The sequence below is a fragment of the Novosphingobium pentaromativorans US6-1 genome (assembly GCF_000767465.1).
Taxonomy (GTDB): Bacteria; Pseudomonadota; Alphaproteobacteria; order Sphingomonadales; family Sphingomonadaceae; genus Novosphingobium; species Novosphingobium pentaromativorans.
Map to the genome: position 1 here is coordinate 1,453,413 of NZ_CP009291.1, position 22,593 is coordinate 1,476,005.

Below are 22,593 nucleotides of genomic sequence, written 5' to 3' on the forward strand. Positions count from 1 at the left end.
TGCAGCAAAATGACGAATTCAGCTCGTCGTATCAAGTTGCATTCTATGCCATATGTCTTGCACATGGCGCAACTCAATCGCTCTCAGACGCGCGCCACTTCCGCGCGTTCGGGCAAGGCGGCTTCGTTGCAGGCCAGTTCGGTGACGCATTCGAAGAGCAGCTGAGTCCCGCGCTCGATGTCGGACCAGTGCGTCCATTCGTCCGGCGCGTGGCTTACGCCCTTGACGCTCGGCACGAAGAACAGCCCGGCCCGCGTATGTTCGCAGAAGAACTGGACATCGTGCCCGGCCCCCGAAGGCATGATCTTGTAGCTGTAGCCTAGCTTTCTGGTCTTGTCCTCGATCAGGTCCATGATCGTGCGGTCGCAATAGGCCGGCTCGAGCCAGGACATCTGTTCGTACTCGAAATGCAGCTTGTGCTTGCGGGCAATCGCTGAAAGCACCCGCTCGCAGGCTTCGGCCAGCGCCTTCATCTTTTCGTGATCGAGGTCTCGCCCGACGATGGTGAAGTCCACTTCGCCCGGAACCGTGTGGGGAAAGCCCGGCTTGCAGGCGACATGGCCGATGGTGACGCGGCTCTTGTCGGTGCCTTCCTCGTCGATGATGCGCGGGATTTCATGGGCGAAATCGACCATGCCCATCAATGCATCGGCGCGCATGTCCATCGGCGCGGTCCCGGCGTGGTCGGCCTTGCCGATGAGCCGCACCTTCCACTTGAAGACGCCGGAAATGCCCTCGACGATGCCGATGGTGATCTTCTCGGTATCGAGCACCGGCCCCTGCTCGACGTGGAGTTCGAGAAAGGCGCGGATCGTTTCGGGCCGACGGTAGGCGTGAAGCGCCTTGAGGTGATCGAGGCCGACTGCTGCCATGGCGTCGCGCAGCATCAGCCCATGCTCGTCAGCCGCGCTGTCCAGCCATTCGCGGGTCAGGTGCCCGGACAGCGCCTGCGCGCCGAGCATCCCGCCGAAGCGGCCTTCCTCCTCGCTGGTGGCGATGACTTCGACCGGAAAGGCGGGTTCGACGCCGTTCTCCTTGAGCGTGCGAACCACCTCGAGCCCGGCGATCACGCCCAAAACGCCGTCGAACATGCCGCTCGCCGGAACCGAATCGAGGTGCGAGGCGATCACCACTGCCGGCCTGTCCGCAGGGCCATAGCGTCCGATGACGTTCCCGGCCCCGTCCATTTCATGGGTCATGCCCAGGCTCTCGAACTGCTCGCGCAGCCACGCCCGGGCGGCCATGTCCTCCGGGGAGAAGCCCTGTCGGTAAACGCCGCGATCAGCCTCGTTGAAACCGAACCTCGATACGGCGGTGATGTCTCGCTCGATCCGTTCGATATCAACCTGGGCCACGCGTCCTCCTTCTTGTTTTGCGTGACGCGAGGGTAACGCCTTCAAAGCCAGGGGGGCAACCCCCGGCTCGGACTCGTCTCAGCCCTGGTCGATATACTTCGTTTCCAGAAAACGGTTGCGTGTCGCCAGTGCGTCGAGGTCATTGCGCGACAGGTCATGGCTCATCGCCTCGATCTCGTCAGCGATTACGCACAGCCCGTCGACGAGTTGTTCGGACGGCGTGCTCCCGGCATGCTCCTTGTTGCGCAGGGCCGGCGGGATACGGGTATAGCTGTCGACCAGCCCGGGCAGATGTTCGGCGAGCAACTTGCGCACCTCGCGCGCGGCCGGACCGTTCTCGTTGAGCGCGGCCAGTTGCGGCGCGAGCTGTTCGAGACGCACGCCGATCATGTCAATCGCGTCGATTGCCGCATTGGGCAGAGCCCGACGGCGGGCTTCCAGCCACAGTTCGGTCGATCCCGCCAGTTCGGCCAGTTCGACGCCCGAAAGCTGGTCGGCCCTGGGCCGGGGCGTTGCCGGGTAGATGGACAGGACCACGAAAACGATGAAGCCCAGCAACATCGTCAGCAGCCAGGTCGTGTCGGAGAGGCCGTCCATGAAGATACCGGTGCCGATTGCCGCGACCAGGATGGCCGCCAGCGCCAGGAATGCACGGCGGATACGCCGCCAGCGAAAGCGCCAGCGTTCCTTGCGCGCATGGTGGAGCCGCGCCGCGCGCTGCCTGCGGGCGGCACGGATGATCTCCTGCTGGACGGGGGAACGGCCTCGCGCCATCGCGGCTTAGTCCAGGGCCTCCAGCATCGACTTTGCCGCCTTGCCGTCTCCCGATGCTGCCCCTTCGGACTGGCCCTGCGCGCGGGCGATATAGGCCTTCGACTTGCCGATCTCGCCTTCCAGCGAAGTGACCGTCTGCTTCATGCTGTCGAGCGCCTGCAGCTTGAACGTGTCTATCGAATCCATCGTATCGTAGATGTTCTGGAAGGCGCGGCTGAGCGTCTCCAGCGGGATCGTCGAACTGGCCGCCTGCTGGTGGATCTGGGCGGTGTTGTCCTTCAGCATCTGCCCGGTGGCATCGATGATGTTGGCGGTCGTCGTGTTGAGCGCGGTGATCTGGTCGAGCACGAGACGCTGGTTCGTCATCGCCTGCGCGACGGTGACCGCAGTGCGAAGCGCGCCTACCGTGGTGGTCGAGGCACGATCCACGCCCTTGATCAGCTCGACGTTGTTCTTCTTCACAAGGTCCAGCGCCAGGTAGCCCTGCACCGTGACTGCCATCTGCGTCAGCAGGTCCTGCGTGCGCTGGCGGACGTAGAACAGCGCGGTTTCGCGCAGGGCCTTGGCCTTGGCCGGATCGGTGTGATCGAGATCCGCCGCCTTCTGCTCGAGCGTCTCGTCGAGGGCCTTGGACATGAACACCATCTGTTCGAGCTTGCCCATCGCCTTCCACAGGTTCTGGCGCTCGACGTCGATGGCAGCATTGTCCATCAGCAGTTCGTCCTTGCCCCCCTGCAGGCGCGCAAGGATCGCGCTGATATGGCTTTGCGCGGACTTGTAGCTATCGAAATAGTTGCGCAGCTTGCTGCCGAACGGGATGATCCCGAAGATCTTGCGGCGCGTCGTCAGGTCACCCTTCGTGGACGGGTCGAGATCTTCTACCGTGCGCCGCAGTTCGGCAAGATCCGCGCCGACGCCGCTCGTCTCGTCCATCGCCCGGATCGGGCGGTCGAGGAAACGGTTGGACTGCCCGGCCGCCTCGGCGATCTCCTTGCGGCCCATGTTGGTGATCTGGTCGACCCGGCGGCCGAACTCGGGCGAGTTGGAATCCTGGGCAACCAAGTCCTCGACGAATTCATCGACACGCACCTGCAGACGGGACTTCTGCTCCTCGTCGACCGGGACGAGACCGGCGGCCTTCTCGGGCTTCACGACGGGCACCGGATCGGGTGGAGTCAGCTTGAGCTCTTCAGAAGCCTGATCCGTCGCTAGCGCCATCTACTGTCACCTTCTTGCCTGCGGAATGCACCAAGTCGCTGTGAAGTTAGGTTTGCTGCCGGCCGAGTACAAGGAAAACAGGGCCCGGTCGCCGCCCTTGGTCGGATCGCGTCAACGCTTGCTCGATTCCTCCTCGCCTGCGCCGATCCAAAGCATCGTGTCGTCCCGGGCCACCACGGCAAGGTCCAGCCCCGAGGCCCGGGCCCGGCGCACCGCAAGGTCGGTCGGCGCGGAAATCGCCACCAGCAGCGAGCACCCTGCACGCACCGTCTTCTCGACCAGTTCATAGGAACAGCGCGAGGTGACGACGATGAAGCCCTGCCCCGGATCGATGCCCTCGCGCGCCATCGCGCCGACCAGCTTGTCGAGCGCATTGTGGCGGCCGACATCCTCGCGCACGAGCTGGACGGTTCCGTCAACCGCACTGAAAGCTGCGGCGTGCGTTGCCGAAGTCCGCCTTCCCAGGTCCTGCCGCTCGCGCAAGGCCACAAGCGCGCTGCGGATAGCCTCGGGACGAACGGGCGACGCGGCGGGCAACCGCGGGAGCGGACGCAAGGCGGCTTCGACACCCTCGATCCCGCAGATCCCGCAGGAACTGTCGCCCACGCGGCGGCGGGCGCGTTCGAGAATGGGGCCAAGCCGCGCCTCCGGCAGGTTCACCCGCGCGACGAAGCCTTCGCCCCAATCGCCGTTCTCGACACGGTGAACCGCCACCTCGCCGACTTCGCCTACCTGCGCGAGACCTTCGGCCATCAGGAAACCGGTGACGAAATCCTCGATATCGAGCGGGGTCGCCATCATCACGGCATAGGCAATCCCGTTGGTCTCGATGGCGATGGGCGATTCCACGGGAATGACAACTTCGCACGGCTCGCCGGCGCCTGTCGCATAAGGGTTGCGCTCCGCGCCGATCAGGGCCGCGCCAATCAGGGCTGCGCCGCCCGTTCCGTTCCAGTGATCTTCATTCATGGCACCGTGATAGGCCCTGGGCCGCGAAAGGCCATGCCCGAAGGCTCAGATTTCCGCCTGAATCTGGCCATAGGCCAGCAGCGCGAACAGACCGGTCCCGCCGATGACATTGCCGATCAGGGTCGGCAAAAGGTGCATCCCAATCGCCTCGCCGAAGCTCATGTCGCCATGCAGCGCCAGCATGAACATCTCGGTCGACCCGGCGATCACATGCGTGAATCCGCCCGCCGCGATCAGCCACGCGAACAGGCCGACGACGATGATTTCAAAGCCCTTGGAACTGGGCAGCATCCAGACGATGGCAGCCACGAAGAAGCCGGCCGGAACCCCGTTAAGCAGGGCTTCCATGCCCCGGCTCTCCGCAGCATGGCGCGACACCTCGAGCATCGCGGCGATCAATTCGCTGTCCGGCGAACCGATCGTGACGGCAATGATCGCACTCGCCATCGTCCCGATCATGTTCGCCAGCAGAACGATCAGCCAGAGCCGCCCCGTGCGGTAGAACCGCGTACCGCTCGGCCCGGCCAGCAGCGGCAGGACGACGCTCAGGGTGTTTTCGGTGAAAAGCTGGAGCCGCGATAGCACGACGAGGATAAAGCCCATCGCATAGCCCCACGCAGCAATGATCTCGCGCTGGGGATGGCCCTCGTATGCGTCGTAAAGCAGGCCTTGGCACAGGACAGACGTGGAGATGCCGAAACCCGCGGCAATGCCCGACCACCACAGGGAAGCTGCGGGGCGGTGCAATTCCTCTTCGCCCTCGCGCCGGATGACGGAAAAGACAGTCAGGGCCGAAAGCCGCTGACTGTCCTTGACCTTCGACCTTTCGCGGCGGCTCAGCCCGGCCTCGTCCTGCGCGAGCTCCCTGCTCACGTCCTCACGATCGGGATGGGTCATCGCGCGTCTGGCTCCTCCGGCGGATTGCCCGGAAGAAACGTCTCAGCTTACCGCGATGTTCCCTTCCGGTCAGGCTTTCAGGCGTTCGGCATGCCAGTCGACATGCTCGGCCATGAACGTCGAGATGAAGTAGTAGGAGTGGTCGTAGCCTTCCTGCATCCGGATCGTTGCCGGCTGGCCCGTCTTCTCGCAGGCCTGGATGAGCAGATCGGTGCGCAGCTGTTCCTCGAGGAAGCCGTCCGCCGTGCCCTGGTCGACCAGCAGGTCGGGCAGGCGAGCGCCGTCCTCTATCAGGGCGCAGGCATCGTATTCGCGCCAGTTCGCACGGTCGCCGCCGATGTAGCCGGTCAGCGCCTTGTCGCCCCAGGGGCATGACAAGGGCGAGACGATCGGCGAAAAGGCGCTTACCGAGCGGAACCGCCCGGCATTGCGCAGGCCGATGGTGAGCGCACCATGGCCGCCCATCGAGTGGCCGGTGATGCCCTGTCGGCCCATGTCGACCGGGAAGTTCGCGGCAATCAGCGCGGGAAGTTCCTGCTCGATGTAGGAGCGCATGCGAAAGTTCTTCGCCCAGGGTTCCTGCGTCGCATCGACGTAGAAGCCTGCGCCCTTGCCGAAGTCGTAACCCTCATCGTCCGATACGTCGTCGCCGCGCGGCGACGTATCGGGAGCGATGAAAATCACGCCATGCTTTGCGCAGGCGGCGCGAAATTCGCCCTTTTCGGTGACATTGGCATGGGTGCAGGTCAGCCCCGAAAGATACCACAGAGCCGGCAGACTGGCGCCCGGGGCATGGTCCGGGACGAAGACGGAGAATGTCATCTCCGTCCCCGTCTGCGCGGAACGATGCCGATAGACGCCCTGGACCCCGCCGAAGGACTTGTTGGTCGAAACGGTTTCCAGGGTCACCGGATCACTCGCCTTCAGGCAGCTGCGTGAAGGCGCAGATCTTGTTGCCGAACGGATCGCGCAAGTAGGCCCCATAGGCATTGCCCGGCGCATTCGGGCGCTTGCCGGGACCGCCCTCGTCGCTGCCGCCATGGGCAAGGCCAGCGGCATGGAACGCATCCACTGCATCCTTGCCCGATGCCGCAAAGCTCACGGTCCCGCCATTGGCATGGCATGCCGGCTTGCCGTCCGCCGGCTTGCCCACGCCGAAAGCACCCGTCGCGCTCACGTAATATACCCGCTCGCCCAAGGCATTGCCTTCACCGATACCCAGCGCGCCCAGAACGGCATCGTAGAACTGCTTGGCTTTCTCCGGCTCGTCAGCGCCGACCATGACATGTGTAAACATCGCTGAATCGTGTCCTTGCTCAATAAACCACTACGCTGCGGATGCTCTCACCCGCGTGCATCAGGTCGAAACCCTTGTTGATTTCTTCAAGGGACAGAACGTGGGTAATCATCGGATCGATCTGGATTTTCCCGTTCATGTACCAGTCGACAATCTTGGGCACGTCGGTGCGGCCCTTGGCGCCGCCGAAAGCCGTGCCCTTCCAGACGCGCCCGGTGACAAGCTGGAACGGACGGGTGGCAATTTCCTTGCCCGCTTCGGCAACGCCGATGATGATCGATTCGCCCCAGCCGCGATGGCAGCATTCAAGCGCCGTACGCATCACTTCGGTGTTGCCCGTGCAGTCGAAGGTATAGTCCGCGCCGCCATCGGTCATCTGCAGGACCTTGGCGATAGTATCCTCGCGGCTCATGCCCTTCACGTCGAGGAACTCGGTCATGCCGAACTTGCGGCCCCATTCCTCGCGGTCGGGATTGATGTCGACGCCGATGATCTTGTTGGCGCCGGCCAGCCTTGCGCCCTGGATCACGTTCAGGCCGATACCGCCCAGCCCGAAGACGACGACATTGTCGCCGACCTGTACCTTGGCGGTGTTGGTCACTGCGCCGACGCCGGTGGTGACACCGCAGCCGATGTAGCACGAGGTCTGGAACGGAGCGTCCTCGCGGATCTTGGCGACGGCGATCTCGGGCAGGACGGTGAAGTTCGAGAAAGTCGAACAGCCCATGTAGTGGAAGATCTTCTCGCCCTTGTAGGAGAAGCGGCTGGTGCCGTCGGGCATCAGGCCCTGCCCCTGCGTCGCACGGATCGCGGTGCACAGGTTGGTCTTGCCCGAAAGGCACGACTTACACTGGCGGCATTCCGGCGTGTAGAGCGGGATCACGTGGTCGTCCGGCTTCACGCTGGTAACGCCCGGACCGACTTCGCGCACGATGCCGGCGCCTTCGTGGCCCAGGATCGAGGGAAAGATGCCCTCCGAATCGAAGCCGTCGAGCGTGTAGGCGTCGGTGTGGCAGATGCCGGTTGCCATGATTTCGACCAGGACTTCGCCTTCCTTGGGGCCTTCCAGGTCGACTTCGACGATTTCCAGCGGTTTCTTCGCTTCGAAAGCGACTGCGGCGCGGGTCTTCATGTGCGCAAACTCCTCTTCATCGAAGCGCTTTGTAGGACTCGCAGGTACTGTGATAAAGCGCCCCGCAGGAAAAGGATTATCACACTACGGAGATAATGGTGCTGGCCAACTGGGACGGTATCGAAGAGTTCGCGATGGTCGCACGTCTGGGCAGTTTCACGGCCGCGGCGCAGGCCTATGGCGCCTCGGTGACGCACATGAGCCGCTCGCTCGCGCGGCTGGAAAGCCGCTTGCAGGCCCAGCTCCTGCACCGCACCACCCGCTCGCTGCGCCTGACCGAGACGGGGCAGATCTTTCTCGAAACCTGCAAGCGACTGATCGAGGAGCGCGACGAGGCCATCGCCGCCATAGCCTCGCAAGGCGAACCGAGCGGACACTTGCGCATCACTTGCTCCTATGCGCTGGGCGAGAAGTTCGTGGCACCGATCGTGCGCGAGCTGTCGACCGCCTACCCGTCGCTGACGGTCACGCTCGATCTCGACAATGCCGTGGTCGACCTCATCGCCGATGGCTACGACCTTGCGATCCGTACCGGCCAGCTCAACGATTCCCGGCTCGTCGCCACGCGGGTGGCCTCGCGCGCGCTCATCACCCTTGCCTCTCCGGCCTATCTTGTCCGCCGCGGTCGGCCTTCGGACATCGAAGACCTGCGCCGGCACGAATGCCTCGTGGGATCGAGTGCGCAGTGGCAGTTCAAGGGCAACGGGACCTTCCGTCCGCAGGGTCGCTGGCGCTGCAACAGCGGCAATGCCCTGATCGAGGCAGCGCTGGCCGACATGGGCATCTGCCAGGTCCCGCGCTTCTATCTCGGCAATCACCTTAGCGAAGGGCGTCTGGAACCCGTCCTGCCCGACCTCAACCCCGAGGAGGAGCCGATCTGGGCCGTCTATCCGCAGCGCCGCCACCTCTCGCCCAAGGTCAGCGCCATGGTCGATGCCCTGCGCAACAGCCTGCCCTCGCACCTCGCCACAGCCAGCGGACTCGCCACCTGAACCCGGCACCCGCAGGCTTTCATGCGCTCTACGCCGGGGCCACGCCCGTCCCTGCAGGTCATCTGCGCAAGAGCGGCATCTCAAGGTGACGGCGCCGGTCCGAAGTTCTAATTCACCGCGCAAAGCCCCATTGTCCGGAGTTCGTCCATGCCTCTCCACCTTGTCCGCGAAGGCGCCGTCGCCCGCATCGAGATCCACCGCCCCGAGCGCCGCAATGCGTTTCGCCAGGACATGTGGGCGCGCCTGCCGGAACTCGTCGCCGAGGCGGCCGGCGACAGCGCGGTCAAGGTCCTGGTCCTGACCGGAAGCCGGCCCGGCATGTTCTGCGCCGGGGCCGACATCGCCGAGATGCTGGACAATCGGGACAACCCGGAATGGCTGGCGGCGAACCAGGCGGCGATCAATCGCGCCCAATACGAACTGACCCGCGCGCCTCTGCCGACCATCGCCTTTGTCGATGGAGACTGCATCGGCGGCGGCCTCGGCATCGCGCTTGCCTGCGACATGCGCCTGGCAACGGAGCGCGCCCGTTTCGGCGTCACCCCTGCCAAGCTGGGCATCGTCTACCCGCTCCACGATACCCGGCTGCTGGTCGACCTGGTCGGGCCGGGGCAAGCCAGCCGCCTGCTTTATACCGGCGCGCTCATCAATGCCGACGAGGCCTTGCGTATCGGCCTCATCGAAGAACTGGCGCAAAGTGCCCATGCCCTTGCAGCCACGATCGCCGCCAATGCAGCGTATAGCCTCAAAGGCCTGAAACAGATGATTCGCTGGGCGCGCGATGGCCAGGTAGAGGACGACCAGCGCGCCCTTGATCTGTTCGCCGGAGCATTCACCGCCCCTGAGTTCGAAGATCGCGCCGCGGCCTTCGTCGCCCGCCGGCGGTCATGACATCACTCGGACGAGCCGAGTCCGCGCATGATCAGGCGTGTCACGGTGCGCGCCGATTCGCGCGCTCCCAGGCGGCAACTGGTCAATTCGCGGTGACCGGTTGAAAACAGGCAGGCGAGCAGCAGATCTTCCGCTCCGCTCAGTTCCTCCTCGCTCAGGTCGGGATTCGCAAACACCGCCATTTCCCGGAACATCGCGCGGTAGTGCACGTAAATTTCACTGATGGCTTCTGCCACCTGCACGCTGCGATGCCCTTCGGCCAGCACTTCGTGGATAAGGGCCTTGTCCTTGTCGACGCTGCCGCGAACCATGATGTCCTCAAGCACTGCGCCGACCGTCGCCTCACCGCTGCGAATGCGGCTGACGTCGTGCGTCAATTCGCCCAGGACGCGCGCCGTATCCGCCTCGATGATGGCGTGAATGATGTCTTGCTTGCTTGGGAATACCCGATAAATGGCGCCGACGCTGACATCGGCCTCCTTCGCCAGGTCGGCCATTGCCGTCTGATGGAAGCCCCGTTTTGCAAACAGCTTGCGCGCGGCGCTCACGACTTTGTCCGACACGCCAGATTTCCGTTGCACTGCACAATCGCTTGCCAAATTCCCCTCCAAATCGCTTGACCTGACAATGACAGAGAGATTAGAGGGACGCAAGTGGAATGAACGTTCATTCCATCGTTCCTTGATCCCCCCGGGTGAACATGACTCTTAAAAACGCCTCGTCCATGGTGCTTGCACTCGCTCTCCTCGCCGGTTGCAGTGCTGCCGAACAGCCCAAGCCCCAGCCGCCGAAAGTCGGCGTGGTGAAAATCACCGAACAGTCCGTCGAGTTGACAACGGATCTGCCCGGCCGCGTGCAAGCCGTTGAAACATCTGAGGTCCGCCCGCAGATCAACGGTGTGATCCGGCAGCGCCTGTTCGCCGAGGGCAGTTTCGTGAAGGCGGGACAGGTCCTTTATGAGATCGAGGACGCACCCTATCGGGCCGCTCTGGGCACGGCGCAGGGCAACCTCGCCAATGCCCAGGCGACTGTCCGCGCAACGCAGTTGCAGGCCGATCGCTACCGCGAACTGGTCGACATCAATGCCGTCAGCAAGCAGGAATTCGACAATGCCGTTGCCTCCGCGCAGCAGGCCAAGGCGAATGTTGCAGCGCAAAAGTCAGCCGTCGATTCGGCCCGCGTGAACCTGGGTTTCACCCACATTCGCGCCCCGATATCCGGCCGCATCGGTCGCTCGTTCTACACCCGCGGCGCGCTCGTCCAGACAGGTCAGAGCGATCCGCTGGCAACCATCATGCGAACCGACAGCGTCTATGTGGACGTCACGCAGACCGCCGCGCAGATCCTCGACCTCAAGGACGCCCTCGCGAATGGCGGCCTTTCGCGCGAGAACCGCGAGAGCGCGCGCGTCAAGCTGATCCTGCCCAACGGCAAGACCTATCCGATCGAGGGTCGACTGGAATTCGCCGAAGTCGCCGTCGATCCCGACACCGGCAGCGTCACCATTCGCGCCACCTTCCCCAATCCCGACGGCCTGCTGCAGCCGGGCATGTTCGTGCGGGCCCAACTCGTGGAGGGGATCAAGCAGAACGCGATCCTCGCTCCCCAGCAGGGCATAAGCCGAGACCCGCGCGGGCGCGCCACCGCTCTGGTGGTCACCAACGACAACAAGGTGGAGATGCGCCAGGTCGAGGCAGTTCGCCCGATCGGCGACAAGTGGCTCATCAGCGACGGCCTCAAGCCGGGCGACCGGCTGATCGTCGAAGGCCTCACCGGCATCCAGCCGGGAGCCACGGTCACGCCCGGCGTACCGCAGCAGGTGACCGCCAGCAAGGCTTCCCCCGTCAAGACCGCATCCGCCACCCCCTCACCGGCAAGATCCACGCCGGCCAGTTCCGCTCCGGCCGAAAAGCGCTGATCCGTCATGTCACGCTATTTCATCGACAGGCCCATCTTCGCCTGGGTCATCGCCATCGTCGTCATGCTGGCGGGCTTGATTGCCCTGCGGACCCTGCCGATTGCCCAGTTCCCCACGATCGCCGCGCCTGCGGTGACGATAAGCACGGCTTATCCCGGCGCCGACGCCCGCACGCTCGAGAGCACCACCACGCAGGTGATCGAGCAGCAGATGAAGGGCATCGACAACCTGCGCTATTTCTCGTCGACGAGCGATTCCTCGGGCAATCTCACGATCACGATGACCTTCGACCAGGGTACCGATCCTGACATCGCCCAGGTCCAGGTCCAGAACAAGCTCGCGCAGGCGACCCCGCTGCTGCCCGAGGACGTCCAGCGCTCCGGCCTGCGCGTGGCGCGCGCCGCCAAGGACTTCCTGATGGTGCTGGCCGTCTATTCGGAAGACGGATCGCACGATCAGGTCGACATCGGCGATCTCATTTCCAGCAAGCTGCAGGATCCGGTCAGCCGCGTCGACGGCGTCGGCGATACGCAGCTGCTGGGTGCGCCCTACGCGATGCGGATCTGGCTCGATCCCTACAAGATGGCCGGCCTCAAGGTGACGGTATCCGACGTCACCGCGGCGATCAGGGCGCAGAACGCCCAGGTATCCGCCGGACAGGTGGGCAGCCTTCCGACGGCTGAAGGACAGGCGCTCAACGCCACCGTCACGGCCCAGTCGCGCCTGCAAACGCCGGAGCAGTTCCGCAACATCCTGCTGCGCACCGACGACAAAGGCGCCACCGTGCGCCTGGCCGATGTGGCCCGCGTCGAGATGGGCGCCGAAAACTACAGCTTCGTTGCCCGATTCAAGGGCAAGGAGGCCGCCGCCCTGGGCATCAAGCTTGCCCCGGGCGCCAATGCGCTCGACACCGTCGAAGGCGTCAAGGCTGCCGTCACGCAAGTGGCGAAGCAGTTCCCCTCCGACGTCAAGGTCGAGTTCCCCGTCGATAATTCCACGTTTATCCAGCTGTCGATCGAACAGGTCGCGCACACGCTGGTGGAGGCGATCATTCTCGTCTTCGTGGTGATGTTCCTGTTCCTGCAGAACTGGCGCGCAACGCTGATCCCGACGATTGCCGTCCCGGTCGTGCTGCTGGGAACCCTGTCGATCCTGCTTGTCGCCGGCTTCACCATCAACACGCTGACGCTGTTCGGCATGGTACTGGCCATAGGCCTGCTGGTCGACGACGCCATCGTCGTCGTCGAGAACGTGGAGCGCCTCATCCAGACCGAGGGCCTGAGCCCCAAGGAAGCCGCACGCAAGTCGATGGACGAGATCAGCGGCGCGCTGGTCGGCGTCGGCCTCGTGCTCTCCGCGGTGTTCCTGCCGATGGCCTTCTTCGGCGGATCGACCGGCGTCATCTTCCGTCAGTTCTCCATCACCATCGTATCCTCGATGATCCTGTCGGTGATGGTGGCGTTGATCCTGACCCCTGCGCTGTGCGCCACGATCCTCCAGCCCTCGCGCGCGGATCACGGCGAGCGCGGCGGCTTCTTCGGCTGGTTCAACCGCACTTTCGACCGGGGCGTCGAGCGCTACAGCAATGGCCTGCGCCGGGTTGAACGCAACTGGAAGCGTTCGCTGGCCGTCTATGGCCTGATCGTGGTGGGCATGGGCCTGCTGTTCTGGCGCCTGCCCGGCGGGTTCCTGCCGGAAGAGGACCAGGGCATCATGTTCGCGCAGGCGATGATGCCTTCGGGTTCGACCATGGAGGAAACCCAGCGCACGGTCGAACGCATGACCGACTACTTCCTCAACGACGAAAAGGACGTGGTCGATTCGATGCTGAGCATCGGCGGCTTCGGATTTGCCGGCCAGAGCCAGAACGTGGCCATCGCCTTCATCAAGCTGCGTCCCTGGGAAGAGCGGCAGGGCAAGGGCATGGACGTCGCTTCCCTGTCCCAGCGCGCCAACGTGGCCTTCCACAAGTTCGGCGTCGGCCAGATCTTCGCCTTCGCCCCGCCGGCCGTGACCGAGCTGGGCAACGCCACCGGCTTCGACTTCGAGCTCAAGGACGAGGCAGGTCTCGGCCACGAGGCTTTGATCGCCGCACGCAACCAGCTGCTCGGCATGGCTGCGCAGGACAAGCGCCTTGCCATGGTGCGGCCAAACGGCATCGAGGATACCGCGCAGCTCAAGCTCAATGTCGACAAGGAAGCCGCCGGAGCCTTCGGCCTGTCCATCGCCGACATCAATGCAACGCTGAGCACCGGCTTTGGCGGCAGCTACGTCGACGATTTCGTCGACCGGGGACGCGTCAAGCGGGTCTATGTCCAGACGGATTCCCAGTTCCGCACGAAGCCGGAATCGCTGGGCAATCTGTTCGTGCGCGGAACATCGGGTGAAATGGCACCGCTAGCCTCGTTCTCCTCGAACGAATGGAGCTACGGCCCATCCCGACTCGAACGCTACAACGGCGTCTCCTCGGTGGAGATCCTCGGCTCTGCCGGCCCGGGCTACAGCACCGGCGAAGCGATGCAGGCGATGGAGGAACTGGCAGCCAAGCTTCCGCCGGGTATCGGCTACGAATGGACAGGCATTTCCTATGAGGAAAAGCTGTCGGGCAGCCAGGCTCCGATGCTCTATGCGCTGTCGCTGCTGGTCGTGTTCCTGTGCCTTGCCGCACTTTATGAAAGCTGGTCGGTGCCGATCGCAGTCATCCTGGTCGTGCCTCTGGGCGTCGTGGGCGCCCTGCTCGCAGCCACTTTCGTCGGGCTCGACAATGGCATCTACCTGCAGGTGGGCCTGATCACGACAATCGGCGTCGCAGCCAAGAACGCCATTCTCATCGTCGAGTTCGCCGAGGAGAAGATGCGCGAAGGACTGGGGGCCGCCGAAGCCGCGCTGCAGGCCGCACGCCTGCGCCTGCGCCCGATCCTGATGACCTCGTTCGCGTTCATCTTCGGCGTGCTTCCGCTCGCCATATCGACCGGAGCGGGCGCCGGCGGTCAGAACGCCATCGGCTGGGCCGTCGTTGGCGGCATGCTTTCGGCAACAGTGCTCGCGATCTTCCTCGTGCCCCTGTTCTTCTTCGTCGTGAAGCGGCTCTTCCGGCAGGACCAGCCCGGCGGCGAAGCCGACGCAGCGGCCGCCGACGAAGCCCAATTGCAGCAGGATTGATCCGATGAACCGCACCACCCGATCGCTCTGGCTGTGCAGCGCACTGGCCCTGGCCGGATGCAACATGGCACCCAAGTACGTGCGCCCCGACCTGCCCGTCCCTGCCGACAGTCCCGCGGGGCCGGCTTACGACGAGATTTCGACTCAAAGCTCGACTCAGGGCTCGAATCAGGGCTCGGCGCAGGATCTGGCCGGGACGGCCTGGGAAGATTTCTTCACCGACGATCGCCTTCGCGCGGTGATCCGGACAGCCCTGTCCAACAATCGCGACTTGCGCATTTCTCTCGCCAATGTCGAACAGGCCCGGTCGCTCTACAAGGTCCAGCGCGCGGATCTCCTTCCCGGGATTGCCGCGAGCGGTAGCGCGACTTACCAGAAGTCGACCGGCCAGACTGCCGGACAGGGCGGCGCGGCCAACCTGGGCGGCGCTGGACGGATGGATATCTACTCCGCTTCAGTGGGCGTCTCGGCATGGGAACTCGACCTCTTCGGCCGTGTCCGCAATCTCACGAAGTCGGCGCAGGAAGATTTCTTCGCGGCGCAGGCCAATCGCGATGCCGCACAGGTCGCGCTCGTTGCCGAAGTGGCCTCGGCCTGGCTGGCGCTGGCGGCCGACAGCGAAAGCCTCGCTTTCTCGACCCGCACGGCGCAAGCCTATGACCGGACGGTCGCGCTGACCGAAGCCCGCTTCAAGGCTGGCGTCGCATCGCAGCTTGAAGTGAGCCAGGCGCGCACGAGCCGCGATCAGGCGCGCTCGGACATCGCCGCGCTCACGACGCAAGTGGCGCAGGACCGCAATGCGCTGGAACTTCTGGCCGGGACCAGCCTCGATCCGGAAGTGCTGCCGGGAGCCCTGCCCGACGACGGAGCCACGATCGGGAACCTGCCCGCCAACGTGCCTTCGAGCGTCCTGCTGCAGCGGCCGGACATCGCCGCTGCCGAGCATCAGCTGATCGGCGCCAATGCCGATATCGGTGCGGCGCGCGCCGCGTTTTTCCCGCGGATCTCGCTTACCGCGGCGCTGGGCACCATGAGCATGGGGCTGTCCAACCTGTTCAAGTCCGGCAGCGAGACCTGGTCGGTCGCGCCCGCGGCCAGTCTTCCGATCTTCGATTTCGGCAAGAGGTCAGGCAATTTGCGCTATGCCAAGGCGACGCGCGACGCGATGGTCGCGCAATACGAGAAGAGTGTGCAGACCGCTTTTCGCGAAGTGGCCGATGCCCTGGCGCGCCGCGGCACCATCGACGCACAGCTTGAAGCCCAGCTTTCCCTGCGCGACAACGCCAGGGAAGCCAACCGGCTCTCCGAGGCGCGCTTCAGCAAGGGAGTGGATAGTTTTCTGACGACGCTCGATTCGCAGCGCAGTTACTATGCGGCGGAACAGTCGTTAATCGCCACGCGACTTGTGCGCGGCACGAATGCAATCGACCTTTTCCGCGCACTAGGCGGAGGTCTCGATTGAAACAGTCTGACTCTGGATGCACGAAAAATGCCGGGCAAAACCGGCGCTGTTACCGCATCAGGTGCCAGTAAAGAATGTAAGCCACGCCAAGCCAGCTGCCTGCCATGCACACACGATTCCCAATGGAATCCAACAGCGTCATAGTTCCCTCTCCCGGACTTATTATCCAGTGAAGGTGTCAGGCTAACACGAGTTGACCGGGTTGACCAGTACTGTGTGAACAGAGGTTTCGATTGGGATCTTTGCAGTGCAGACGGGCAGCTCGGGCCGTCAAAACTCGGCTGCAATGGATCGGCATGGCAGTCCCGAACGGCAAAGCGCGCGCCGGTGCGGCAATGGGGCAATGGAACGGCGCATCCTGGACAATGAGGGGTGGGAGGCGATGCAGCCCTGCTCCTTGCGGCTCTTGGCCATCAGCCGCGCACGACTTGCGCGCAGACGTCGCCGCCTACGAAGCGAAGCCATCCGGCCACGATGATACACATTGAGGCTATCCCTTCCCGTCATGTCCTGTTCGCGCGGAGAAGCGCACGTCGCATGGAAGGGTAGGACAGGCTGGCGCGCAGGCGCACTGGCAAGAGGCGCAGCCGACCTGCCGACGCAGCGCTGCGGTCAGCGTTGCGGGTAGACTCCGGACAGGACCTTGTCGAAATGAACTGCGACTTGCGCATTGCACGTGCAGGCGCGCGCGGTGAGCGCTTCTGCATCGAGCACCTCGATCCCGCCACGCCGCGTGCGCAGCAGGCCATCGCGCTTGAAGCGCTGCAGGACCCGGCTCGCATAGCTGCGCCCGATCCCCATCATCGAGGCGAGTTGTTCCTGCGTCATCGTCACGTCGTGGCTGCCCGTCCGCTCCACCGCCGCCGACAGCCACTTGGCCGCGCGATGTTCGATGGTGTGGACGGCATTGCACGCGATCGACTGGAATACCTGCGCCATCAGGCAATCGGCATAACGGGCGAAGAGGTGGGCGATTGCCTCGGAGTCCCGCTTCAACCGATCCAGCACCCGCAAGTCCAGGCGCAGGAAACGTCCGCCATGCAGCACGTTGGCGCGGGCATAGGACGGCAGCCTGCCGGCGCTGACGACACCGCCCAGCGCCCCTTCCCGGCCGATCAGCACGGTCTCCACCGCGATGCCGCAATCCAGTTCGACGAAATAGGAACACAGGGACGAGCCCAGCGGCAGGTAACAGAATTCGACGTTGTCGCCCGAATCGTAAATGACGTGGCCGGACTTGAAGCTACACGCCTCGAGGTGGGAATCGAGGAGTGCGCGATCTTCCGGGCGCAAGGCTGCGAGCAGGCTGCTGTCCCCATGTGTGATTGTAAGCGTCATCGTCTCCCGTCCATGGCAGGCACCTTGCAGCAGGTTCGGGAGTGTGAACACAAATGGGCTGCCAATGTTCCCTTCCGGACCGTGCGATAGTGCACAGACGCTCACGCGCGATGCTGATAGAGAGTTACGCAGGAACATTCGCCGGCCTTGCGGATTAATTCCACCGAACAGGTGGCCGTCTGCCTGCAAGAGTACCTGCAAATGTCTTCGCTCCGAAAGTCGAATTCCCTATGCGCGCCGATATGAAAGCCGAACTAGTGCCTGACATGCTGACGGAACTTCGTGCAGCGACGGCGGAGGCACACGCCCGCCTCGACCGCGCTTTCGGCGCGCTGGACCTTGCCGACAGGGACGGCCTGACACGGTTTCTGAGTGCTCATGCCATAGGCATGGAGCCGCTCTTTCCCGCCTTCCGCAGTTTCGTGGAAGACGAACTGGGCATGGCTTGCCCGGATTACCCGGCAATGCTGCGCGAGGACCTCAGGTCGCTCGGCGACGATCAGGACGGCCTGCCACAGCTTGCGGTTGCCCCGGCGCTGCGTGCGCCCCGCGCGCAAGTTGGCGTAAGCTATGTCGTTGCCGGTTCCCGGCTCGGCATGGCAGTGCTGCGCAGACAGGGATACTGGGGCGATCGCACTGCCTCGGGCACTGCGGGCAGGTACATGGAGGACGAAAGCGGCCATGCCGTCTGGAAGTCTCTGATGCCCTGGCTCAAGGGCCAGTCATTCGATCAGGGTGAGCGGGAGGCCGTAACGGCAGCCGCGCTCGCCGCTTTTTCATCATTTGCCAGCGCGTTCGCCGTCAGTGCAGGCCGAAAGAACACCATGGAAACGGGGGCTGATGGCTGACGACACACATCAGGTGGACCTTACCACCTGTGATATGGAACCGATCCACGTAATTGGCCGAATTCAGAGTTTCGGCTGGCTCCTGTCGTTCTCGAGCGACTGGATCATCAACCATGCCTCACTCAATTGCGAGACCCTGTTCGGCAGAAATCCGCGCGATCTGATCGGCCTGATGGCAAAGGACTTCCTGTCGGGAAGCGCCCTGCACGACATTCGCACACGGCTTCAGATCCTGAGCGGCAGCAATTCAGTGGAACGGATCTTCGAAGTCGACCTGCTGGGCGACGGCAGGCTGTTCGACACTGCCATCCACCAGTCGGGGCGGTCCTACATCCTTGAGATCGAGCCGCACGAAGGCGGCCGACGCCGCGACTTCGTCAGCTATGTGCGCCCGATGATCGATCGCCTGCGCGGATCCGCCACGATCGAACAACTGTGCGCCAGTGCCGCAAGGCACTTGCGCGGCCTGACCGGCTTCGACCGCGTGATGGTCTATCGCTTCGAGGGCGACGGCGCCGGCGAGGTCGTGGCCGAGAGCATCAACGGGATGGTCGACAGCTTCAAGGGGCTGCACTTCCCGGCTTCGGACATTCCCGCGCAGGCGCGGCGGCTCTATGCGCGCAACATGTTGCGGATCATCAGCGATGTCGACGATCCCACAGTGCCGATCCATCCCGCATGCGGCCCCAACGGCGACCCGCTCGACCTGTCGATGTCGGGCCTGCGCGCCGTTTCGCCCATTCATATCGAATACTTGCGCAACATGGGCGTGAAGGCGTCCATGTCCGTTTCGATCATGCGCCGGGGCAAGTTGTGGGGACTGATGGCCTGCCATCACTATTCGCCCCTGGTCCTGTCTTACTCCGTGCGCACGGCCAGCGAGCTTTTCGGAGAATTCTTCGCCTATCTTCTGGACCAGAAGGAAACCGACTTCGCTCTGGAAAAGCGCGCCGATTCCATGCGTCTGCACGACGAGATCATGTCGCGCGTGGCAGGCGGCGGGACACTCCTCGAAGCCTTCGGCGAATTCACCGAGTCGATCGGCCGGGTGATCGAATTCGACGGCGTGATCGGCTTCGTCGACGGCCAGTTCATCGCTTACGGCGACACCCCCGACAAGGCTGAGTTCACCGAACTGGCCCGCTTCCTCAACACCGCCGGTGCCAGCACCGTGTGGTCGACAGACAATATCGCGGCGATCTTCGAACCTGCAAGGCAATGGGCTGACAAGGCCGCCGGGCTTCTCGCCCTGCCGGTATCGCGCACGCCGCGTGACTACATCGTGCTGTTTCGCAAGGAACAGCTGCGTCAGGTCAAATGGGCCGGCAACCCCGAAAAGGCGGTCGAACTGGGCCCCAATGGCGCCCGGCTTACCCCGCGCAAGAGCTTCGAAATCTGGAAAGAAGAGCGCCGTGGCTATTCACGTCCCTGGACTGGAGAAGAGACTTCTGCCGCGGAATCGCTGCGCATCACGCTTCTCGAAGTCGTCCTGCGCCTGGCCGATGCGGCCAACATCGAGCGCGAGCAGGCGAGCCAGCAGCAGGACATGCTGATCGCCGAACTCAACCACCGCGTACGCAACATTCTCAACCTGATCCGCGGCCTCGTTTCGCAGAGCAAGGAAGGCGCGGGCTCGATCGACGAATTTGCCGAAATCGTCGGCAGCCGTATCCATGCCCTCGCCCGCGCTCACGACCAGGTAACGATGACCGACTGGTCCCCCTCCTCGATCTACGAACTTTTCCGCACAGAGACGGCAGCTTACGCCAACAACAGCGCCGACCGGGTAGCGATCGACGGGCCCGATGCGCTGATCGCACCCGGCGCGTTCACCACGCTGGCTCTCGTCGTCCACGAACTGATGACCAATTCGTGCAAGTACGGGGCGCTTTCGGATTCATCGGGCACGGTGAACATCCTGCTCAGCCATGGCGACGACGGTTCGCTCGAAATCGACTGGCGCGAAAGCGGCGGTCCGCGCGTGACCGAGCCGACCCGCCGCGGCTTCGGCTCGACCATCATCGAGCGCACCATCCCCCACGAGCTGAACGGCTCCGCTTCGGTGTCCTACCCTGCGCAGGGGCTTCACGCGTTCTTCCTGATCCCCAGCGATCACGTCTCGACATTCGCAACGCCCTCTGCGGCGCATCGCGAAGCGCAAGGCGATCCGCCTTCCGCCACCGACATGGCGGGGCACCTCATGAACGGCACCGCGCTGATCGTGGAAGACAACGTCATCATCGCCATGGAAGCCGAGGATGTCTTGCGCACTTTTGGCTTTACCGACTGCCGCATTGCCGGTTCGGTGGCCGCCGCACTCGAAACGATCGGGGAAGAAACGATCGCCTTTGCCATGCTCGACATCAACCTGGGCAAGGATACCAGCGAACCCATCGCCGAGGCGCTCCAGGCGCGCGGCGTGCCTTTCATATTCGCTTCCGGTTACGGCGAACGCTCGCTGCAGAGCGGCCCCTTCAAGGGCGTCCCGGTGGTAACCAAGCCTTATGGCGAACGCGAAGTCCGCTCAGCCATCGCCCGGCTCCTGCAGGGCCGCACGGCCAGCAAGGAAGAGTCCGGGAGAAACTGAACGAGGGGCATCGGCGAACTGCAGCGTTTTCACGATTACCGCCCCCTTCCCGGCCTTCCACAGGAACATCTCGACGGGTTCGCTCGTTTCCAGTCCATGCAGGCGCGACCGGCGCCAGACAGGAAGCAAGGACCGATCCATGGCAGACGCACGCATATTTCAGGACCTCAAGGCCGACCACGACCGTCATCGCAAGATGCTGGAGCAGCTGGGCGAAACACAGGGCGATTCCGAGGAGCGCCGCAAGCTGTTCGAAAAGCTGCGTCAGGAACTGCAGGCCCATGCCGCTGCCGAGGAAGAGTCGCTATATGCCACGATGCTGGCCGATCCCGACTTGCGCGACGAAGCCCGTCACTCGGTTTCAGAGCACAAGGAAATCGACGACTTCCTGGCCGAGCTCATCGACACCGACATGAGCTCGGGCGCCTGGCTCACCAAGTTCAAGGACATGCGCCACCGCTACCTCCACCACATCGATGAGGAAGAAGAGGACATGTTCCCTGCCGCCGCCAAGGGCCTGTCCGCAGAGGAAGAAAAGAAGATCGCCGCCATCTTCGAGAAGCGCAAGCCGAAGGAACTGGAAATGGCCGCCAAGGAAGGTCCCGGCGACGAGCGCGAATAAGCGCACGGCGCCGCATCGCACGCCTGCTGCGCAAGATCGTTTCTGCAGGCCGAAAAGGGCTCTCCCGGTGCTCGCCGCATCGGGAGAGCCCTTTTCGCTTTTGGGGAACGCAAGCCCATCCGGCGCGTTGAGTGTTTATAATCCGAGGAGAGGTGACATGGAAAAGCAGATTGATCGGGAGATTCGCGCGACGTTCTGGAACGCCTTCCATTCAAGCCCAGTGGTGATGATGCGGCTTAACGAGGCCGCCGGTCACGCCGAGCCGATGACGGCCCAGCTCGACAAGGAAGCGCATCACGCAATCTGGTTCTTCGCCAAGCGCGGCAATCGCATCGCCCGGGGCGGCAAGGCCATGGGCCAGGTCGCCACGCTGCGGCACGACGTTTTTGCATCGCTTTCCGGCACACTAGTCGAGGAAACGGACTCCGCCGTGCGCACCAAGCACTGGAGCCACGCCGTCGAAGCCTGGTTCCCCAACGGCAAGGACGATCCCAACGTCGTCATGCTGCGCTTCGATATCGACGATGCTGAAGTGTGGACCGCGCATATCGGGGTGAAGGGAGCCTTCAACCTGCTCACCGGCCGTCCGATCGATCCGGCGAAGGCTGGCGATCACGTACTTGGCGCGGTCTGATCCCTCACGCCGCGATCAAGGGGGACGCGAGAACGTGCGCTTCTCGCGTCCCTTGTCTCGTATCTAGACATTGTCTCGTATCTGAACGGCAGACCCGCTCGCGAGACGGGGGCACGCCCTCGGGTCCCGCAAGCGGCTGAGGCGCACGCTGCGTCATCCTTTCGGTCTTTGCGGACGCTATCGAGGCGACCCTCTCATCCGGGGGCCGATTTTGCGCTTCTGGTTCGGCTGGAGAGCAGATAGCGCCAGACCCCGATGCAATTGATGACGAAGAGGACAAGATTCTGCGTGCCGATCCCGGCCGCATCGTCATCCAGAAAGCCCCATGCGATCAGCGTGAGCGAACTCGTGACGAAGATCACGAAGCCCACGCCCGTCCACTTTCGGCCCAAATTGAGCGAAACGATAAGCGCCGCCAGCGTTCCCGCGGCGGCGCCATAATACTGCAGTGCCTGTAACCAGAATTGGCTCATCGCCCGTCCTCTTTCCCGCAGGGC

20 protein-coding genes are annotated in these 22,593 nt (G+C 63.8%); 9 read left to right on the forward strand and 11 right to left on the reverse strand.

Annotation, left to right across the window (positions count from 1 at the left end; all coding sequences use genetic code 11):
* Positions 1–83 precede the first annotated feature (83 nt).
* The 8 genes from JI59_RS06725 to JI59_RS06760 all read right to left on the reverse strand — a co-directional run bounded on the left by JI59_RS06725 (position 84) and on the right by JI59_RS06760 (position 7,642).
* The gene (locus JI59_RS06725; protein WP_007013529.1) at positions 84–1,355 is read right to left on the reverse strand and encodes a Zn-dependent hydrolase; all 1,272 of its coding nucleotides are present in this window, start codon (positions 1,353–1,355) and stop codon (positions 84–86) included.
* Positions 1,356–1,433: 78 nt separating this feature from the next.
* Entirely contained in the window at positions 1,434–2,129 is a 696-nt protein-coding gene (locus tag JI59_RS06730; protein ID WP_007013528.1) for a hypothetical protein, read from the reverse strand.
* 6 nt (positions 2,130–2,135) lie between these two features.
* A complete protein-coding gene (locus tag JI59_RS06735) occupies positions 2,136–3,347 on the reverse strand; it encodes a toxic anion resistance protein (protein ID WP_007013527.1) in 1,212 nt (403 codons plus the stop codon).
* Between the two features lie 111 nt (positions 3,348–3,458).
* The gene (gene fdhD, locus JI59_RS06740) at positions 3,459–4,316 is read right to left on the reverse strand and encodes a formate dehydrogenase accessory sulfurtransferase FdhD (protein WP_007013526.1); all 858 of its coding nucleotides are present in this window, start codon (positions 4,314–4,316) and stop codon (positions 3,459–3,461) included.
* A gap of 45 nt (positions 4,317–4,361) precedes the next feature.
* A complete protein-coding gene (locus JI59_RS06745; RefSeq protein WP_007013525.1) occupies positions 4,362–5,213 on the reverse strand; it encodes a formate/nitrite transporter family protein in 852 nt (283 codons plus the stop codon).
* A 69-nt stretch (positions 5,214–5,282) separates the two neighbouring features.
* Entirely contained in the window at positions 5,283–6,122 is an 840-nt protein-coding gene (fghA, locus tag JI59_RS06750) for an S-formylglutathione hydrolase (protein ID WP_007013524.1), read from the reverse strand.
* Between the two features lie 4 nt (positions 6,123–6,126).
* A complete protein-coding gene (locus JI59_RS06755) occupies positions 6,127–6,510 on the reverse strand; it encodes a VOC family protein (RefSeq protein WP_038575693.1) in 384 nt (127 codons plus the stop codon).
* Between the two features lie 19 nt (positions 6,511–6,529).
* The gene (locus JI59_RS06760; RefSeq protein WP_007013522.1) at positions 6,530–7,642 is read right to left on the reverse strand and encodes an S-(hydroxymethyl)glutathione dehydrogenase/class III alcohol dehydrogenase; all 1,113 of its coding nucleotides are present in this window, start codon (positions 7,640–7,642) and stop codon (positions 6,530–6,532) included.
* Positions 7,643–7,737: 95 nt separating this feature from the next.
* On the opposite strand from JI59_RS06760, the gene JI59_RS06765 reads away from it, so the two are divergent.
* Positions 7,738–8,634, forward strand: coding sequence for a LysR family transcriptional regulator (locus JI59_RS06765; RefSeq protein WP_007013521.1), 897 nt, complete (start codon positions 7,738–7,740; stop codon positions 8,632–8,634).
* A 147-nt stretch (positions 8,635–8,781) separates the two neighbouring features.
* Complete coding sequence (locus tag JI59_RS06770) at positions 8,782–9,525, forward strand: enoyl-CoA hydratase/isomerase family protein (RefSeq protein WP_007013520.1); 744 nt, start codon at positions 8,782–8,784, stop codon at positions 9,523–9,525.
* 2 nt (positions 9,526–9,527) lie between these two features.
* On the opposite strand, the gene JI59_RS06775 is transcribed toward JI59_RS06770, so the two are convergent.
* Complete coding sequence (locus JI59_RS06775) at positions 9,528–10,073, reverse strand: TetR/AcrR family transcriptional regulator (protein WP_238532549.1); 546 nt, start codon at positions 10,071–10,073, stop codon at positions 9,528–9,530.
* Between the two features lie 152 nt (positions 10,074–10,225).
* On the opposite strand from JI59_RS06775, the gene JI59_RS06780 reads away from it, so the two are divergent.
* The 3 genes from JI59_RS06780 to JI59_RS06790 are packed head-to-tail and all read left to right on the forward strand — an operon-like array spanning position 10,226 to position 16,067.
* On the forward strand, positions 10,226–11,443 hold the full coding sequence (locus JI59_RS06780; protein ID WP_038575697.1) for an efflux RND transporter periplasmic adaptor subunit: 1,218 nt from the start codon (positions 10,226–10,228) through the stop codon (positions 11,441–11,443).
* Between the two features lie 6 nt (positions 11,444–11,449).
* Positions 11,450–14,605, forward strand: a complete 3,156-nt coding sequence (locus tag JI59_RS06785; RefSeq protein WP_007013517.1) for an efflux RND transporter permease subunit — start codon at positions 11,450–11,452, stop codon at positions 14,603–14,605.
* A gap of 4 nt (positions 14,606–14,609) precedes the next feature.
* Entirely contained in the window at positions 14,610–16,067 is a 1,458-nt protein-coding gene (locus tag JI59_RS06790; RefSeq protein ID WP_007013516.1) for an efflux transporter outer membrane subunit, read from the forward strand.
* Between the two features lie 612 nt (positions 16,068–16,679).
* Here the strand turns inward: JI59_RS06790 and JI59_RS06795 are convergent.
* Positions 16,680–17,405 (reverse strand): Crp/Fnr family transcriptional regulator, encoded by a 726-nt coding sequence (locus tag JI59_RS06795; RefSeq protein ID WP_038577167.1) that lies wholly within the window; start codon positions 17,403–17,405, stop codon positions 16,680–16,682.
* Positions 17,406–17,647: 242 nt separating this feature from the next.
* Between JI59_RS06795 and JI59_RS06800 the strand changes: the two genes are divergently transcribed.
* From JI59_RS06800 to JI59_RS06815, 4 genes are all read left to right on the forward strand, one after another.
* Positions 17,648–18,253: a biliverdin-producing heme oxygenase gene (locus tag JI59_RS06800; RefSeq protein WP_238532548.1), complete on the forward strand. Its 606-nt coding sequence runs from the start codon at positions 17,648–17,650 to the stop codon at positions 18,251–18,253.
* The gene (locus JI59_RS06805; protein WP_038575699.1) at positions 18,246–20,840 is read left to right on the forward strand and encodes an HWE histidine kinase domain-containing protein; all 2,595 of its coding nucleotides are present in this window, start codon (positions 18,246–18,248) and stop codon (positions 20,838–20,840) included. Before JI59_RS06800 ends, JI59_RS06805 begins: the two co-directional genes overlap by 8 nt.
* A 139-nt stretch (positions 20,841–20,979) precedes the next feature.
* On the forward strand, positions 20,980–21,462 hold the full coding sequence (locus JI59_RS06810) for a hemerythrin domain-containing protein (protein WP_007013512.1): 483 nt from the start codon (positions 20,980–20,982) through the stop codon (positions 21,460–21,462).
* A gap of 157 nt (positions 21,463–21,619) precedes the next feature.
* On the forward strand, positions 21,620–22,096 hold the full coding sequence (locus tag JI59_RS06815) for a pyridoxamine 5'-phosphate oxidase family protein (protein WP_007013511.1): 477 nt from the start codon (positions 21,620–21,622) through the stop codon (positions 22,094–22,096).
* 194 nt (positions 22,097–22,290) lie between these two features.
* On the opposite strand, the gene JI59_RS06820 is transcribed toward JI59_RS06815, so the two are convergent.
* Positions 22,291–22,569, reverse strand: a complete 279-nt coding sequence (locus JI59_RS06820) for a hypothetical protein (protein ID WP_007013510.1) — start codon at positions 22,567–22,569, stop codon at positions 22,291–22,293.
* Positions 22,570–22,593 lie beyond the last annotated feature (24 nt).

Bases quoted from the DNA above. Each gene is read 5' to 3' on its own strand.
- JI59_RS06730 (WP_007013528.1), bottom strand. From the start codon at position 2,129: ATGGCGCGAGGCCGTTCCCCCGTCCAGCAGGAGATCATCCGTGCCGCC.
- JI59_RS06735 (WP_007013527.1), bottom strand. From the start codon at position 3,347: ATGGCGCTAGCGACGGATCAGGCTTCTGAAGAGCTCAAGCTGACTCCA.
- fdhD (WP_007013526.1), bottom strand. From the start codon at position 4,316: ATGAATGAAGATCACTGGAACGGAACGGGCGGCGCAGCCCTGATTGGC.
- JI59_RS06745 (WP_007013525.1), bottom strand. From the start codon at position 5,213: ATGACCCATCCCGATCGTGAGGACGTGAGCAGGGAGCTCGCGCAGGAC.
- JI59_RS06755 (WP_038575693.1), bottom strand. From the start codon at position 6,510: ATGTTTACACATGTCATGGTCGGCGCTGACGAGCCGGAGAAAGCCAAG.
- JI59_RS06760 (WP_007013522.1), bottom strand. From the start codon at position 7,642: ATGAAGACCCGCGCCGCAGTCGCTTTCGAAGCGAAGAAACCGCTGGAA.
- JI59_RS06765 (WP_007013521.1), top strand. From the start codon at position 7,738: ATGGTGCTGGCCAACTGGGACGGTATCGAAGAGTTCGCGATGGTCGCA.
- JI59_RS06770 (WP_007013520.1), top strand. From the start codon at position 8,782: ATGCCTCTCCACCTTGTCCGCGAAGGCGCCGTCGCCCGCATCGAGATC.
- JI59_RS06780 (WP_038575697.1), top strand. From the start codon at position 10,226: ATGACTCTTAAAAACGCCTCGTCCATGGTGCTTGCACTCGCTCTCCTC.
- JI59_RS06785 (WP_007013517.1), top strand. From the start codon at position 11,450: ATGTCACGCTATTTCATCGACAGGCCCATCTTCGCCTGGGTCATCGCC.
- JI59_RS06790 (WP_007013516.1), top strand. From the start codon at position 14,610: ATGAACCGCACCACCCGATCGCTCTGGCTGTGCAGCGCACTGGCCCTG.
- JI59_RS06795 (WP_038577167.1), bottom strand. From the start codon at position 17,405: ATGACGCTTACAATCACACATGGGGACAGCAGCCTGCTCGCAGCCTTG.
- JI59_RS06800 (WP_238532548.1), top strand. From the start codon at position 17,648: ATGAAAGCCGAACTAGTGCCTGACATGCTGACGGAACTTCGTGCAGCG.
- JI59_RS06805 (WP_038575699.1), top strand. From the start codon at position 18,246: ATGGCTGACGACACACATCAGGTGGACCTTACCACCTGTGATATGGAA.
- JI59_RS06810 (WP_007013512.1), top strand. From the start codon at position 20,980: ATGGCAGACGCACGCATATTTCAGGACCTCAAGGCCGACCACGACCGT.
- JI59_RS06815 (WP_007013511.1), top strand. From the start codon at position 21,620: ATGGAAAAGCAGATTGATCGGGAGATTCGCGCGACGTTCTGGAACGCC.
- JI59_RS06820 (WP_007013510.1), bottom strand. From the start codon at position 22,569: ATGAGCCAATTCTGGTTACAGGCACTGCAGTATTATGGCGCCGCCGCG.